This window comes from Pedobacter jeongneungensis (genome assembly GCF_039538295.1).
GTDB classification, from domain to species: domain Bacteria; phylum Bacteroidota; class Bacteroidia; order Sphingobacteriales; family Sphingobacteriaceae; genus Pedobacter; species Pedobacter jeongneungensis.
The window spans coordinates 55,945-71,420 of sequence record NZ_BAABBY010000005.1 but is presented as its reverse complement, the minus strand read 5'-3'; the positions used below and the strand labels follow the sequence as shown (position 1 = coordinate 71,420).

Annotated in this window: 13 protein-coding genes; 8 read left to right on the top strand and 5 right to left on the bottom strand. The window is 39.5% G+C overall.

Features of this window, described 5'->3' with window-relative positions; all coding sequences use genetic code 11:
• The first annotated feature begins 38 nt into the window (after positions 1-38).
• Positions 39-1,421 (top strand): MBL fold metallo-hydrolase RNA specificity domain-containing protein, encoded by a 1,383-nt coding sequence (locus ABD769_RS10620; protein ID WP_344851394.1) that lies wholly within the window; start codon positions 39-41, stop codon positions 1,419-1,421.
• A gap of 128 nt (positions 1,422-1,549) precedes the next feature.
• Here ABD769_RS10620 and ABD769_RS10615 read toward each other — a convergent pair whose 3' ends face one another.
• Both ABD769_RS10615 and proB read right to left on the bottom strand, forming a co-directional pair.
• Positions 1,550-2,797, bottom strand: coding sequence for a glutamate-5-semialdehyde dehydrogenase (locus ABD769_RS10615; protein WP_344851393.1), 1,248 nt, complete (start codon positions 2,795-2,797; stop codon positions 1,550-1,552).
• A gap of 82 nt (positions 2,798-2,879) precedes the next feature.
• A complete protein-coding gene (gene proB / locus ABD769_RS10610; RefSeq protein WP_344851392.1) occupies positions 2,880-3,959 on the bottom strand; it encodes a glutamate 5-kinase in 1,080 nt (359 codons plus the stop codon).
• Between the two features lie 326 nt (positions 3,960-4,285).
• On the opposite strand from proB, the gene ABD769_RS10605 reads away from it, so the two are divergent.
• The 4 genes from ABD769_RS10605 to def all read left to right on the top strand — a co-directional run bounded on the left by ABD769_RS10605 (position 4,286) and on the right by def (position 8,974).
• Positions 4,286-6,436: a S9 family peptidase gene (locus ABD769_RS10605; RefSeq protein ID WP_344851391.1), complete on the top strand. Its 2,151-nt coding sequence runs from the start codon at positions 4,286-4,288 to the stop codon at positions 6,434-6,436.
• A 115-nt stretch (positions 6,437-6,551) separates the two neighbouring features.
• Positions 6,552-7,004 carry a hypothetical protein gene (locus ABD769_RS10600; protein WP_344851390.1) on the top strand — a complete coding sequence of 151 codons (453 nt, stop codon included), beginning with the start codon at positions 6,552-6,554 and terminating at the stop codon, positions 7,002-7,004.
• Positions 7,005-7,030: 26 nt separating this feature from the next.
• Complete coding sequence (locus ABD769_RS10595) at positions 7,031-8,263, top strand: M16 family metallopeptidase (RefSeq protein WP_344851389.1); 1,233 nt, start codon at positions 7,031-7,033, stop codon at positions 8,261-8,263.
• 150 nt (positions 8,264-8,413) lie between these two features.
• Complete coding sequence (gene def / locus ABD769_RS10590; protein ID WP_025141620.1) at positions 8,414-8,974, top strand: peptide deformylase; 561 nt, start codon at positions 8,414-8,416, stop codon at positions 8,972-8,974.
• Between the two features lie 497 nt (positions 8,975-9,471).
• On the opposite strand, the gene ABD769_RS10585 is transcribed toward def, so the two are convergent.
• The 3 genes from ABD769_RS10585 to ABD769_RS10575 are packed head-to-tail and all read right to left on the bottom strand — an operon-like array spanning position 9,472 to position 11,518.
• Positions 9,472-10,107 (bottom strand): peptidase associated/transthyretin-like domain-containing protein, encoded by a 636-nt coding sequence (locus ABD769_RS10585; RefSeq protein WP_344851388.1) that lies wholly within the window; start codon positions 10,105-10,107, stop codon positions 9,472-9,474.
• A gap of 53 nt (positions 10,108-10,160) precedes the next feature.
• Entirely contained in the window at positions 10,161-10,406 is a 246-nt protein-coding gene (locus tag ABD769_RS10580; RefSeq protein WP_025141622.1) for a NifU family protein, read from the bottom strand.
• Between the two features lie 35 nt (positions 10,407-10,441).
• The gene (locus ABD769_RS10575; protein WP_344851387.1) at positions 10,442-11,518 is read right to left on the bottom strand and encodes an Mrp/NBP35 family ATP-binding protein; all 1,077 of its coding nucleotides are present in this window, start codon (positions 11,516-11,518) and stop codon (positions 10,442-10,444) included.
• 131 nt (positions 11,519-11,649) lie between these two features.
• Between ABD769_RS10575 and ABD769_RS10570 the strand changes: the two genes are divergently transcribed.
• From ABD769_RS10570 to ABD769_RS10560, 3 genes are all read left to right on the top strand, one after another.
• Positions 11,650-13,812, top strand: coding sequence for a transglycosylase domain-containing protein (locus tag ABD769_RS10570; protein WP_344851386.1), 2,163 nt, complete (start codon positions 11,650-11,652; stop codon positions 13,810-13,812).
• Positions 13,813-14,005: 193 nt separating this feature from the next.
• Positions 14,006-14,548: a hypoxanthine phosphoribosyltransferase gene (gene hpt / locus ABD769_RS10565; protein ID WP_344851385.1), complete on the top strand. Its 543-nt coding sequence runs from the start codon at positions 14,006-14,008 to the stop codon at positions 14,546-14,548.
• Between the two features lie 55 nt (positions 14,549-14,603).
• Positions 14,604-15,263: a phosphatidylserine decarboxylase family protein gene (locus ABD769_RS10560; RefSeq protein ID WP_113950186.1), complete on the top strand. Its 660-nt coding sequence runs from the start codon at positions 14,604-14,606 to the stop codon at positions 15,261-15,263.
• The last annotated feature ends 213 nt before the right edge of the window (positions 15,264-15,476 follow it).

Below are 15,476 nucleotides of genomic sequence, written 5' to 3'. Positions count from 1 at the left end.
TACTTTACGGCAAAAGAATTTACGCGAAAGATAAGAAGATGAAGTTAACGTTTTGGGGCGCAGCGCAACAGGTAACAGGGAGTATGCACTTACTCGAAATCGGGCATTATAAAATACTGATAGATTGTGGATTAGATTATGAAAAGGAAACCTATCAGGAAGAAAACCAGCAATTTCCCTTCGATCCGGCAAGTATTAACCTGGTAATTTTAACCCACGCACACATCGACCATTCTGGTAATTTGCCAACATTGGTTCGGATGGGTTTTGATGGGCAGGTGCTTTGTACACCACCAACTGCCGATTTAACTTCGATATTGCTGTTCGATTCTGTTGAACTTTTTTTAAGAAAAGCCGGGCGAAAACCACGCACCAAACGGGGCAATTTCAGCGGGCCAAAACCTTTGTACCTGCACAAACATGTAATGGATACGATAGATCGTTTCGTAACTATTGCCTTCAATAAGCCTTTCAAAATTAATGGCGATATCAGCCTGACATTCGTGCCTGTAGGCCATTTGTTGGGTGCCGCAGCAGCTATTTTAACCATAAATGATAACGGCATTGAAAAAAAAATAGCATTTACCGGTGATATCGGCAGAGAAAACTATCCGGTTCTGGTAAATCCTGAACCACTGCCTGAAGTAGATTATGTGGTAAGCGAAGCTACCTATGGTGGCAGGATGCATACCAAAGACCAAACGATTGAAGAACGCCTGGTACAGGAAATTACAGAAGCCTGCATTAAAAGCCCAGGAAGATTAATCATTCCTGCATTTAGCATTGGCAGAACGCAATCGCTCGTATTTGCGCTTAACCAGATTTTTACCAAAAAGCTATTACCACCAATCCAGATTTTTGTAGATAGTCCGATGGCTATTCAGGCAACAGAGATTTATCGCAAGCACCATAACCTGGTAAATCAGGAAGCGAAAGATTTTTACCAGACGATGGGTGACGAATTCGAATTTGAGCATCTGGCCTATGTGCAAACCATGAAAGAAAGTAAGGATGTTTCCAATTATTTTGATCCCTGCATTATCATTTCATCTGCTGGTATGTTAGAAGGCGGACGGATTCAGGATCACTTGTATTACAACATCCAGAACTACTACTGTACCATTCTTTTTATCGGTTACTGTGCTAAAGGAACGCTCGGCTACAAATTATTAAGTGGCGCACCAATTGTGCGGATTAAAGACCGCGAAATGATGGTTTATGCCACCATCCGCCAAACCGATCTGTTAAGTGGTCACGGCGATCATAACGACCTGGTAAAAACCATTAAACAAACCGGACAGCCAAAAAAAGTTTTCCTGGTGCATGGTGAAGATAAGAGCCTTCAAAGTTTATCATTGGCATTACAGGAAGAAGGTTTTAATGTTGAAGTGCCTGAAAGGGGAGCAGTTTTTGAGTTGTAATACTTCGCTGTCATTCTGAGCGCAGCGAAGAATCTCTTAATTATCTGCACCACCGATTACAAGAAATTCATTGGCAGTTTTTTATCGCCTGCAGATTCTTCGCTGCGCTCAGAATGACAATAAATCTATCACTTCCTCACTTGCCCATCACCACGTACCACCCATTTGTAGCTCGTTAATTCTTCTAGTCCCATCGGTCCGCGGGCATGAAGTTTTTGCGTACTGATCCCGATTTCGGCACCAAGACCAAACTGTGCACCATCTGTAAAACCTGTTGAGGCATTCGCATAAACCGCAGCGGCATCTACCTCATTTAAAAATTTGGCGATGTTATTAGCATCTTCCGAAATAATGGCTTCGCTATGTTTCGAACTGTAATCGGCAATATGGTTCAATGCTGCGGTTAAATTTTCAACCACTTTAACCGCTAATTTTAACGATAAAAACTCTGTACCAAAGTGTTCGGGAGTTGCCTGATTTAACAGATTCTCAGGATAGAAAGATTTTAATACTTCATAGCTTTTTTCATCTGCATATAATTCCACATTTCCATCAGCTAAAGGAGATAAAAGTGCAGGCAGATCATTTAATCTGTTTTCGTTAACAAGTACACAATCCAACGAATTACAAACGCTTACCCGTCTGGTTTTGGCGTTAAAAATGATCGCTTTGCCTTTCTCTAAATCGCCTGATTCGTCGAAATAAGTATGTACAATGCCAGCGCCGGTTTCGATTACAGGTATTTTACTGTTTTCGCGGACATAATTAATTAACGATTGGCTTCCTCTCGGAATCAATACATCAACAAAACCCCTGGCATTTAATAAAGCTTCGGTTGCAGCCCTTTCAGCAGGCAATAAAGTTAAAACATCCCGGTTAATTTTATGATTATCTAACACTCCATGAATTACTTTTGCAATGGCGAGATTTGAAAACTCAGCATCACTACCGCCTTTAAGTACAGCAACGTTTCCGGTTTTAAAACAAAGGGAAAATACATCGGCAGTAACATTCGGGCGGGCCTCGTAAATTACACCAACAACACCTAGTGGCACACTCACTTTTTGGATATGCAGCTGATTATCCAGTGTTTTATCAGAAAGTATTTTACCCAACGGACTATTTAAATCCGCGACATTTTTAAGGTCATTAGCAATATCTGCAATACGTGATGCGCTTAACTTTAACCTGTCGTATTTGGGATCTTCGATGGACATTTTAGCTAAATCCTTTTCATTTTCAGTAAGAATTTCAGCTGTATTGGCCACTAAAGCTTCAGCCAGATCATTTAAAACAGCATCTGTTATGTCTTTGCTTAAGCTAATCAAATTGCGACTAGCTTGTTTTGCTTTTTCGAAGTATTGTTTGTAATCCATTTTAATAGTATCAAGTACGAGGGGTATAAAGTATCAAGACTTAAATTAGCTTAAGTTGGCCATGCCCTTTGGGTCTTTCAGCTTAAATAGCCGAATAAAAATAATCGTAATGTACCAGCGCTTTTTGTTTCTTTTGGCCAATTCTTTCTCTTGCTTTATCCGATCCGTATTCTGCAATGCCCAGCCCGATCAGGTTATTTTTTTCATCAATAATTTTAATAATATCACCCTTTAAAAAGTCGGTCTGGATTTCGATAATCCCCACAGGCAATAAACTGGTTGCTTTACCAGAGGTTAATACTGTTTTTGCGCCATCATTTAGCTTAACTACCCCTGTTGCTGCGGCTTCTGAATGGGCGATCCATTTTTTCTTGCCCGATTTACTTTTTTCGGGTACAAAACGGGTATGCACCAGTTCATTATTCAATAAAGAAATTAGTACGTCGTCATTTGTTCCATTGGCGATATGCACAGAAATACCCAATTTAGCCACTTTTTGCGCCATGGTCGATTTGGTAATCATCCCGCCGCGACCAAACTGCGATTTTCCGGTTTGGATAAAAGAAGCCAGGTTGGCAACCGAACCATTAATTTCCTGAATCACTTCTGATCCTTCAATTTTCGGGTCTCCATTGTAAATACCGTTTACGTTCGATAAAATAATCAGTGCATCAGCATTCAGCATCGAGGCTATTAACCCCGCCAATTCATCGTTATCGGTAAACATCAGCTCAGTTACCGAAACCACATCATTTTCATTTACCACCGGGATTACATCGTTTTGAAGTAAAATCTGCAGACAGTTTTTCATATTTAAATAATGTGCACGGTCGCGGAAATCTTCTTTAGTAACCAAAACCTGGGCGCATTGTATTTTGTGGGTTGCAAAGAAACTGGAATAGGTATTAATCAGTTTTACCTGACCAATGGCTGCCAATAGCTGACGGGTAGTTACTGCATCCTGTTTTTCGGAAACCTTGATTAAACTTCTTCCCGAAGCCACTGCTCCCGAAGAAACCAGAATCATTTCAATACCCTGCTTTTTAATGTCGGCCAATTGATTTACAAGGTGCTTAATCCTTGCTTCATCCGGCAAACCATTCGCTTGCGTAATTACATTTGAACCAACTTTAACAACTATTTTTTTGTAGCCTAATTTCATTATGATCTTCAAACCGTTTGGATGTGGCAATTTAACATCATTTTTTTTAAATCGGAGGAATATCTATAGGCTTAATGGATTTTTGCGAAAATGGCAACGGTTGGCGTATGGCGCTATGCGTTTGGTGCAAGTCTGAAGTCTGATGACGGAGGTCCGAAGTCTTGGGCGCCGAATACAGTTAACCGATTTAAACAATTAAACAGTTAACCAATTTTCAATTGACAGTTTGCTGAGCACTTAACCACCACGCCACTAATAAACAAATGACCAATGAACTACTGAACTAAAAAATTATTAAATTGCAATTGAACCTAAATCAAAACACTATGAAACGTATCTTACCAAGCCTTATATTGCTCAGTGCAATTACGGCTTGTAACCATCCACAAAAAAAAGAAATGAAAGCAATAAAGTGGCCTGATGCAAAGGCACCCATCGCGGAGGTTATTCCGCACCAAAGGGTAATACATAGCGATACCGTAGTAGATAATTACTATTGGATGATCGATTATTTTAAAAAAGGACCGGATAGTACCAAGGTTGTAAATTACCTGAAGGCCGAAAATGCTTATCTGGATACCATGATGAAAAGTACCGATCAGTTTCAGGCCGGTTTATTTAAGGAAATGAAAGCCCGCATTAAAGAAAAAGATGAATCGGTTCCCGTTTTTAAAAATGGCTATTATTATTATTCCCGCACCGAAGACGGACAACAATATTTTAAATACTGCCGCAAAAAAGGAAATTTATCAGCAGCTGAAGAAATTTTATTGGATGTAGATCAGCTTGCAAAAGGACATGCCTATTACAGCGCAACCGGTTTTAGCATCAGCCCTGACAATAAACTTTTAGCCTTTGGGGTTGATCAGGTTTCACGCCGTCAGTACACCATAAACATTAAAAATTTAGAAACGGGCGAAATTTTAAAAGATGCCATCACCAATACCGAAGGCAGCGTTGCCTGGGCCAACGATAATAAAACATTCTTTTACACTTCAAAAAATCCGGTTACGCTCTTAAGCGAAAAAATCAAGAAACATGTACTCGGTGCAGATGCTAAAAGCGATGTTATAGTTTACGATGAGAAAGATAATACCAACTACATAGGCGTAGGCAAATCGAAAAACGGCAGGTATATTTTTATTGCTTCACAGGGAACGCTTACATCAGAATATAAAATAGTAGATGCCGACCATCCTGAAAATCCTTTTAAAGTTTTTGCAGCGCGATCAAAAGATGTATTGTATGATGTAATGCCTGTTGATGGCAAATTTTTGATTCGGACCAACTGGAATGCCAGAAATTTCCGCTTAATGGAATGTCCGCTGGATAAAACGGAGAAGGAAAACTGGACAGAGGTAATTCCGCACCGTGCTGATGTTTTATTGGAAAGTGTTGAAGAATTTAAAGATTTTACTGTTTTATCCGAACGCAAAAACGGCCTGACCGAGCTTCGTGTACTTAAAAAAGACAAAAGCGATTATTACATCAAGTTTAATGAGCCTGTTTACGATGCCGGTGTTGGTGCTAATCCTGAATATAACAGCACTACTTTGCGCTATGCTTATACCTCATTAACAACGCCAAATTCTACCTACGATTACGACCTGATCAAAAAAGACCAGAAACTAATGAAACAGCAGGAAGTTTTGGGTGGATATAACCCTAAAGATTATGTAACCGAGCGTGTTTTTGCAAACGCGAAAGATGGCACTAAAGTTCCGATTGCTTTGGTTTATAAAAAGGGTTTTGAAAAGAATGGGAAATCGCCTTTATTGCTGTATGGTTATGGATCTTATGGTGCAAATTCTGATGTTTATTTCTCATCTCCGCGTTTGAGCTTGTTAGATCGGGGCTTTGTATTTGCCATCGCCAATATCCGTGGCGGACAGGAAATGGGTCGCCAGTGGTACGAAGACGGAAAACTGATGAAAAAGAAAAACACCTTCACCGATTTTATTGCGGCAGGGGAATATTTGATTGATCAGAAATACACCTCGAAAGGCCATTTATATGCCCATGGTGGTAGCGCCGGTGGTTTATTAATGGGTGCCGTTGTAAACCTGGCACCTGATTTATGGAATGGTGTAATTGCCGATGTTCCTTTCGTGGATGTAGTTAATACCATGTTGGATGAAAGCATTCCGCTCACCACAAACGAATTTGATGAATGGGGAAACCCGAAGCAAAAAGCGGCTTATGATTATATGAAAAGCTATTCACCTTACGAAAATGTAGAGAAAAAAGCCTATCCGAACATGCTCGTTACAACCGGGCTGCACGATAGTCAGGTACAGTATTTTGAGCCGGCCAAGTGGGTAGCCAAATTAAGGGCAACCAAAACCGATAAAAATGTACTGCTACTTAAAACCAATATGGAATTTGGCCATGGAGGCGCATCAGGCCGTTTCGATTATTTAAAAGATGTGGCATTACGCTGGGCCTTTTTATTCTCGTTAGAGGGGATAGAGAAGTAAATACATTAACCTCGTCATTTCGAGCGGAATGCAATGGAGTCGAGAAATCTGTCTAGATAGATCTCTCCGCTACGGTCGAGATGACGGGATCTAATTAAAAACCTTAAACAATATCATGAACACCAAACTAAAAACACTCCAAATTATCCACCTTGCTTTATGCTCAGGCGTTTTCCTCTTCGCGTTGGTAACCATTTTTCTTAACCGCGAAATCATGTTTTTTGATGCCAATCCAAAAACTACTTCGCCTTTTAACCCGATATTTCCAATTATGGGGCTGATTACCATATCCGGAAGCATATTCTTTTACAGAAATCTCATTACCAAAATTGATAAATCTGCCACTGCCGATACCAAAATCAACATGTACCAAAGTGCCTTTATCATCAGTTCAGCACTTTTAGAAGGCGGTGCACTTTTTAATATTGTAGGTTTTTTTATGACACATAATTCGTTCTTCTTAATTTTTGGCCTCGCTAATTTTGTTTTTCTAGTACTAAAAAGGCCAACTAAGGATAAATTGATTTCCGCTTTACAATTGCAATACCCCGATACAGAGGCTTTGTAAGCAATTAGCCTTATCTTTGCCTTTCAATGGAATACAATGTTCACACCCTGCCAAACGGCATACGCTTACTGCATGTGCCTTCGGCTTCAGCCATATCTCACGCCTGCATCATTATCAATACCGGATCTCGCGATGAACCCGAAAATAAGGCGGGTTTAGCTCATTTTATTGAGCATTTAATTTTCAAAAGGACCGAAAAACGCAGCACTAACCAGATTTTAAACCGTTTGGAGAGTGTTGGGGCCGATTTAAATGCCTATACCACAAAAGAATATACCTGTGTACATGCTTCATTTTTAAATCCATATCTGGATAGAACATTAGATCTTTTTAACGATATCATGTTCCATTCTACTTTTCCAGAAGAAGAAATGGATAAAGAAAAAAGCGTTATCCTGGATGAAATTTCTTCTTACCTCGATCAGCCCGAAGAAGCCATTAATGATGATTTTGAAGATATGCTTTTTGCTGGTCATGCATTGGGGAACAATATTTTAGGCACAACAGAATCCGTTCAAAATTTTACCCGTGAGGATGTGATCAATTTCAGAAAGGCCAATTACCGCACCAACGAAATTGTTGTGGCCGTTTTAGGCAATTATACTTTAAACAGTGTTATAACCAAAGGAAGCAAATATTTTGCTGATGTTGAAGAGAATAATCCGGATAAAAAAAGGATTAAACCAGGCATTCTTCCACAAAGCAACACCACCATTTACAAACCGATTATGCAGGCACACTGTATTTTGGGCACACAGGCATATTCTACTTACCAATCGCAGAAAGTTCCTTTAATGCTGCTTAACAATTACTTTGGCGGTAATGGGATGAGCTCGGTTTTAAACTTACAAATCAGGGAAAAATACGGAATTGCTTATACCATCGAATCTAATTTCTCGCCGTTACACGATACCGGCATTTTTTCCATTTACTTTGGCACCGATAAGGAAAAACAGACAAAGGCACTCTCTTTAATCTTTAAAGAGATCAGGAAACTTAAAGAAAAACCTTTAAATGAGTTGCAACTGCAAAAAGCCAAAAACAAATTTATCGGACAGATTGCCTTAGGAGAAGAAAACAGGATCGGTTTAATCATTTCGATGGCCAAAAGCCTGATCGATCATGATAAAATAGACCCGCTGGAGACGGTTTTTGAGAAAATTAATGCCGTTACCACCACGCAAATGGCTGATGTGGTACACGAAGTTTTAGATATTGATCAACTGAATATCTTTACTTTCTGCCCAATAGAGGAATAATTGTTATTTTTGTAAAAAAATGCAATTTGCATTGCTTGACTTTTTTCGTCATTGCGAGGCAAGAAGCAATCCTACAACAATCGCTAGTTCACCCAGCGCTTTAAGATTGCTTCGTACCTCGCAATGACGGACGACATAAAATACAATACAATGAAATTACCAATAGTAGCTTACGGAGATCCTGTTTTAAAAAAGGTAGGAACCGATATCGATAAAGATTATCCGGAATTAAAACAATTGATCAGCGATATGTTCGACACTATGTATTACGCCAATGGTGTGGGCCTTGCTGCGCCACAGATCGGTTTACCGATCCGTTTGTTTATTGTAGATACTGGTGAAGATGAAGATGGCAAACCTGGTTACAAAAAAGTATTTATCAATGCAGAGATTCTGGAAGAAACCGGTGAAGCCTGGAGCTTTAACGAAGGTTGCTTAAGCATTCCTGATATCCGTGAAAACATCATGCGTAAGCCTAATATCAAGATTACTTATTTCGACGAAAATTGGGTAGAACATACCGATGATGTTGACGGAATGCCGGCACGCGTAATCCAGCATGAATATGACCACATTGAAGGTAAATTATTTACTGATAAAGTAAGTGTACTCCGCAAAACAATGCTAAAAAGTAAACTGGATGCCATTTCGAAAGGAAATATCAAAACAGATTACAAAATGAAGTTTCCGAACAAGAGCAAGAAAAGATAGGTTTTGAAGGAAGATGTAAGAGGGAAAATGGAAACGTTTTCCCTTTTTTTAATTTGAATGATTCTCTGCCATATCATCATACTTAATTTATTTCAGCTGTGAGGTCTCGTCATTGCAAGAAGGCTTTTCAGCCGACGAAGCAATCTTAATGCGAACGCTGTTAGCGATCGTTTTAAGATTGCTTCGTGCCTCGCAATGACGACTTTTCTATTGAAATTAGCAATGACAAAAAATGCAATGACGTCGAGAAATCTAACCAAATAGATCTCTCCATTCCGCTACGCTTCAGTCTAGATGATGGACTTATGGAAGTAAACAGAATTATCACGCGTCTTGGTTCGTGTCTCCATGAACCAACAGTTTTATCTTTGAGACTTAAAAAACAGCTTTCAAATCTTTCCGGAATGCGCAAAAATCTGAATCAAGAATAAAATGTATTGCTAAATAAAACTGTCCGCTGCATCCAAGACTAAGGACTCCGGACTTAAGACTCCAGACTAATTCGTTCTGCTCTTATCGCCATCAAAGATCTGCTGCATCAGCTTGCCCCAGGCGAAAGGATTAAGTAGTGGATTGGTTTGAACCATGTTCTTATTCACCATTCTGTCAAAATTATAGCGGTAATTCTGACTGCCGATTTCCTGACCATCACGTGGCAGCGTTTGGATCAACCCATCGATTGATGAACGCGAAAGGTTCTTTTTGGCAATGGCCATATCATCATCCGCCAGTTTCATCGATAAAAACTCGCGGGTAAATTCTTCTGTAGTAGCCCATGGAAAAACACGTACCGAAGGTAAATCGATCACATTTGCTTTTAGTTTAACCATAATGGTATATTTGCTATCCGGCGTACTTTGCGGTATTACGGTTGAGAATTTTTTGTAACCGATGGCGGTAAAAAGGATCGTATCGCCCGGGTTAACAATAAAAGTAAAGTATCCCCTGTAATCGGCACCAACCCTTTTACTCTTTGCAGAAAGATTGGTGATGGTTACGTAAGGTATTACATTTGAGCTATCGATATCGGTAATAATCCCTGAAAACTGGATGAGTTTATCCTGTACCGGCTTCTGTTGTGCAAAAGCGGTTATGGAAAAAATTAGGCAAATCAGGGTAATACAATATCTCATTAAGACAAAAGTAATTTTTAAAATAAAACTTTCTAGTTAAATAGTGTTAAAGCTTACTCTTGCTCTGCCATATTTACGGCAACTACCGAAGTGATCTGTGGAACAGCTTTCATAATTGCCTGTTCTATACCCGATTTCATGGTCATAAAACTCATCGGGCATGACCCGCAGTTACCCAAAAGCTTAAGTTTTACCGTTCCTTCTGATGTAATTTCTTCAACAGAAACATCACCTCCGTCGGCCTTTAAATATGGCCTGATGGTTTCCAATGCCTGTTCTACTTGTTCTGTTAAATTCATTATATATTTTTTAAGGTTATAAAAATAGTAATTTTTTAGCAATTCACCATTTGCGCGTTATTGATGGAAATCTGCTGTGCAATCTTACTTGCAATATCGCCAAATATGCCATCCAGCAAAGGATTTTGGTTCAATGCCACCGGTTTTCCTTTGTCGCCTGCTTCAGAAATGCTCTGTATAATCGGAATTTCTCCCAAAAACGGCACATCAAAACGTGCTGCAAGTTCCGTACCACCACCTTTACCAAAAATGTAATATTTATTATCCGGCAGTTCTGCAGGTGTAAAATACGACATGTTTTCAATAACACCTAAAATCGGGATATTAATTCCGGGCATCCTGAACATGGCCAACCCTTTATGTGTATCGGCCAAAGCAACCTGTTGTGGCGTGGTAACCACAACCGCTCCCGAAATCGGGAAACTCTGCGTAATGGTAATGTGGATATCGCCGGTACCAGGAGGAAGATCTACGATCAGATAATCCAGTTCTCCCCAGTTCGTATCATTAAATAATTGTTTTACTGCGTTAGAAGCCATGGGGCCACGCCAGGGCACCGGTTGCCCGGGATCAGCAAAAAAGCCTAAGGATAATAGTTTGATCCCGTATTTTTCGATCGGTAAAATTTTCGTTTTGCCATCTGCAGTTTCTTCTGCGCCTGGTTTGGCATCAACCAGATCGAACATGGTAGGTACCGATGGACCATAAATATCGGCATCAATCAAACCAACTTTAGCACCATCCCTGGCCAATACCACAGCCAGATTGCTTGATACGGTAGATTTACCCACACCGCCTTTACCTGATGAAACCAAAATGATGTTTTTGATGTTATCTAGTGAAGATGAGTTGGTTGGCTGGGTAACCCTGGATGTTACATTGATTGTTATTTCTGCCGTTGGCGATACAAAATGTTTAATGGCATTTGTACAGGCATTTTTCAGCATTTCCTTCATCGGGCATGCAGGCGTAGTAAGCTCTAATGTAAAATTGACGTGGTTATCTGCTATCTGTAAATCCTTAATCATGTTCAGGGTTACCAGGTCTTTTTTAAGATCCGGATCTTCAACATTTTTAAGCGCATCTAAAACTTGTTGCGGGCTAATCTGCATTGTATTAATTTAAATTCAAAATTAACAAAACATAGCCATAAATACTTTTATTTAGGCTTTTTAACTGTAATTTTAACACGAAATAAACATTTAATTGTTACGTTTAAGCAATTAACCATTTTAACGACTATATGCGAATACCAAAAATTAAGATCCCCAAAAAATATTTAAAAATCGGAGCCTGGGTTTTAGGTGTTTTTTTAGTTGTTTGTATTGCTTTGGGTGCCGTAGCTTATAGCAAAAGGGAAGCCCTTCTTAAAAAAATGGTCGCAAAGGCAATTGCCAAAGCCGATAAAGATTACGGTTTGGAAGTTAAAATCGGATCAGCCGGATTTACAGGCTTAAGCACCGTAAAAATGACCAATATTTCTGTCGTTCCAAAAGAGCGCGATACGCTTTCCAACATCGGAGAGCTAAGTGTTGGTGTAAAACTTTTTCCACTCATTTTTGGCAATGTGAAGTTTTCGGAAGTAAAACTGAAGGAAGGTTTTGTAAGCGTAGTGCTTAAAGATTCGACTACCAACATCGATTTTATCTTAAAAAGGAAGAAAAAAGACAGCACCGAAACTAAAGGGAAAGTTAATTTATCAGAAATAGCCAGTAACATCCTTAACCAGGTTTTGTATAAAATCCCTGATGACATGGATGTGCAAAACATGATTTTTAAACTGAATGATCATGATACCGCTAAATTAAGTTTTGCCACCATGGCTACAATCGATGGTGGGGATTTAAAATCGGCCATAAATGTGAACAATGGCGAAGCTACCTGGCATGTAGATGGTTATGTAAATCCTGGAAGTAAAGAGTTGCGCTTTATGGCTTACGCTGACGGCAAAAAACTCGAATTACCCTATTTAAACAATAAGCTGCACGCAAAACTCAGTTTCGACACCCTGCAAACTGAACTTAAAAATGCAAAATACAGTGGCGATGATTACAAAATATCGGGCTCCTGGTCTGTAAAAAACATGCTGATCAACCAGCCGCGTATTGCCTCAAATGATATTATCGTACAAAGTGCAAAACTGGATGCCGATATTTTGGTTGGCCCAAATTATATTGCGTTAGACAGTTCATCTACGGCTTACCTTAAAAATGCGCAGATACATCCTTTCGTTAAATACACTTTAGGCAAAAATAAGATTTACGAGTTAAAGTTAAGGGCCGAAGAACAGGATGCGCAAAGTATTTTAGATGCTTTTCCTCAAGGTTTGTTCGAATCGCTGGAAGGATTAAAAGTACAGGGAAAGGTAAAATACAACCTCAATTTTTACCTGGATACCAAAATACCTGATAGTGTCCGTTTTAATTCGACCTTAACGCCCGTTGATTTTAAAATTGTGCAGTGGGGAAAAACAAATCTGCAAAAAATCAACAATACCTTTGTTTACACGCCCTACGAATACGGCAAACCGATGCGTGATATTACCATTGGCCCATCTAACCCGAACTTTACACCATTATCTGCCATATCCAAAAACTTCATTAATGCAGTTTTAACGGCAGAAGATCCATCTTTTTTTACACACAATGGTTTCGTTGAAGAATCAATCCGGAAATCGATTGCGGTAAACTTTAAAGAAAAGAAATTTAAACGTGGCGGCAGTACCATCAGCATGCAGCTGGTTAAAAACGTTTATTTAAGCCGTCAGAAAACTTTGGCCCGTAAAGCCGAAGAGATTTTAATCGTTTGGCTTATCGAACATAACCACCTGATTAGTAAACAACGCATGCTTGAAGTGTATTTCAACATTATGGAGCTTGGCCAGAACATTTATGGGATAGGAGAGGCATCAAGATATTATTTCGGGAAACAACCAGCCGATTTAACCATCGGCGATGGATTGTTTTTGGCCAGTATTGTGCCTAAACCAAAAGCATCGATGTACAAGTTTATGGCCGACGGTAGCCTGAAACCTTATATGTTTAATTATTTCAGGTTTATGGGAAATATTATGGCCAGAAAAGGTTTAACACCAAGTGATACCTCAGGTTATGGTTTTTATAACGTTCGCCTGAGAGAAGGACTACGCCGCTATTTAGCACCTGATACCGCTGTGGTAGATACCACCGCGTTTGATGATGATGGCGATGGTTTACCGGTTGTAATTGTGCACGATAAAAATAAAAGTTTCTTTGAACGCTTATTTGGTGGCGGATCTAAAAAAGATACTACCGTAGCCAAACCTGCAGGTACCCCTGCCGATACCACTAAAACCAAAAAACAGTTAAGGCAGGAACGCAGGGAAGAACGCAGGCGGCAAAAGGAACTGGAGAAGAATGAGCAGTAGTAGCCGGTTCTCAGTTTTACAATTGACGGTTTACAGTTTTTAGTTAACTCAACAATTAACCAGTTAACCCACTGAGCGCAGTAGAAGGGTAAACGATTAACCAAGATCAGTTTGTAGTTCACAATTTTCAGTTGGCGGTTGCCACAACAATTAACCAGTTAACCAATTTATACAATTAACCATCTAATGCAGCATGCACAAAATAAAAGTAGAGGATAAAGAGTTTGAGATATTTTTAGAAAACGACACTTTAAATAAACGGATCCGTTTGATGGGTATCCAGATGAATGTTGATTATGAAGGCAAATGCCCTTTATTTATCGGCGTACTGAACGGCAGCTTTTTATTTATGGCCGATCTGATCAAAGAAATCAACGTACCCTGCGAAGTTGCTTTTATGCGTGTAGCCTCTTATGAAGGCACATCAAGTTCTGGCAATGTGAAAGAACTGATCGGACTGCCTGAAAATATTGAAGGAAGGGACATCATTATTGTAGAAGATATTGTTGACACCGGCTTAACTTTAACCCACATTTTAAAAACAATTAAAGAAAAAAATCCGGCATCGGTTAAAGTAAGCTCTCTTTTGCTAAAACCAAGTGCCCTGAAGTACGAAATTGAAGAACTGGAATATGTTGGTTTTGAAATACCTAACGAATTTGTTGTAGGTTATGGCTTAGATTATAATGGCCTGGGCCGGAACTTAACCGACATTTATAGAGCAACTGAGGCATAATTATTAGATTGGATTAATTTATTTTTCGCACCTTTGCCCAATAATTTTTAACACAATGACCATACATAAAGAAGGTTACACCACCATTGCCCTGAGCGTATTGTTTATTTTCGTCATCAACGCTGTTGTTGATTATAAATATCACGACATAACCTGGCTGCGCTGGTTTATTTATATTTTTTCGGCTGCACTATTTATCATTGTACTGCAGTTTTTCCGTAACCCAAGCCGCAGTTTCTCTTCAGGAGAAAACCTGGTGATCTGTCCTGCAGATGGTAAAGTTGTGGTAATTGAAGAAACCGAAGAAGGCGAATACTTTAAAGATAAACGTTTACAGGTGTCTATTTTTATGTCGCCGGTAAATGTGCACATTAACCGTAACCCTATTTCAGGAGTGGTTAAATTTTTCAAATATCACCCGGGAAAATACCTTGCAGCCTGGAACCCTAAATCTTCTACCGAAAACGAACGTACAACCACAGTTGTAGAGCATAAAAACGGTACGCCGGTATTATTCCGCCAGATTGCAGGTGCTTTGGCCCGCAGAATTGTATGGTACGTAAAAGAAGGCGATCAGGTAATTCAAACAGAGCAGTTTGGCTTTATCAAATTCGGGTCGAGGGTTGATGTTTTTCTTCCGGTAGGCACCAAAGTGAACGTAGAACTTAATCAGGTTGTAAAAGGTGGAATCACCACATTGGCAACTTTAAGCTAAGGACATTAAAAAAATACAGAAAAAGCCGTTTTAGTTTATGCTAAACCGGCTTTTTGTTTTTATTATCATTTGGTTAACGCGGTGGTCTGTGAGGACACAGACCATGGATTTTGCTACGATCGTGAAATGGAAAGGCTCATATTTTGAAACACCAAAACCGCCACCTAAACCTGATAGCAACGGAAAGCCCCGATCCCGATTTTTCATCGGAGG